1 protein-coding gene is annotated in these 970 nt (G+C 67.8%); it reads left to right on the forward strand.

Annotation, left to right across the window (positions count from 1 at the left end; all coding sequences use genetic code 11):
• The first annotated feature begins 58 nt into the window (after positions 1-58).
• On the forward strand, positions 59-952 hold the full coding sequence (locus RM779_RS33210) for an IS982 family transposase (RefSeq protein WP_311621522.1): 894 nt from the start codon (positions 59-61) through the stop codon (positions 950-952).
• The last annotated feature ends 18 nt before the right edge of the window (positions 953-970 follow it).

The following is a 970-nucleotide window of genomic DNA, read 5'->3' on the forward strand; positions in this document are numbered from 1 at the left end:
CTAGACGAGTTATGCCGAAGTCCTGCGGGAATGAGGTGAGGGTGTCCAAGATCCGGTTGTGCTGACCGACCTGGACACCCTCATCACCGCACTCTACGTGGAGATCGACGACCACCTGCCGCGAACCCGCAGGATGGGCCGACCGCCGAAGCTGTCCGACGCCGAGCTCGTCACGCTCGCCGTCGCCCAGGCTCTGCTGGGGATCACCTCCGAGTCCCGCTGGCTGCGGATCGCCGCCACCCGCCTGCCCGGCGCCTTCCCCTACCTGCCAGGACAACCCGCCTACAACCGCCGCCTACGCGCCGCCGAACCCCTGATCCGCCAAGCCATCCGCATGCTGTCCCAGGACACCGACCTGTGGCACGACGACATCTGGCTGGTCGACTCCACCCCCGTGGAATGCGCCCGCTCGCGCGAGACCGTCAAACGCTCCGACCTGGCCGGATGGGCTGCCTACGGCTACTGCGCCTCCCACTCCCGCTTCTTCTGGGGCCTGCGCCTCCACCTGCTGTGCACACCCGCCGGACTCCCTGTCAGCTGGGCCCTGGCCAACCCCAAGGCCGACGAACGCGAAGTGCTCCTCGGCATGCTGGCCACCGAGCCCGAACTCCTGGCCGCCCACCCGGGACAGACGATCATCGCCGACAAAGGCTACGTCTCACGCGACTTGGACCGACAGCTCGCCGACGGAGGACTGCGGCTACTGCGGCCCTCCTACCGCAACCACACACCCCGCCCCGGCCAGCACCTGCTGAAGTCCGTCCGGCAACTGATCGAATCCGTCAACGACACGCTCAAAGGCCAGATGGCGCTGGAACAGCACGGAGGCCGCACACCCGCCGGCGTCACCGTCCGCGTCAGCCAGCGCATCCTCGCCCTGACCGCCGCCATCTGGCACAACCGAGCCACCGGCCAGCCCATCACCCGCTCACTAATCGCCTTCGACCACTGAGATCGGCATAACTCGTCT

It is taken from the genome of Streptomyces johnsoniae (assembly GCF_031845565.1).
Lineage (GTDB): Bacteria > Actinomycetota > Actinomycetes > Streptomycetales > Streptomycetaceae > Streptomyces > Streptomyces johnsoniae.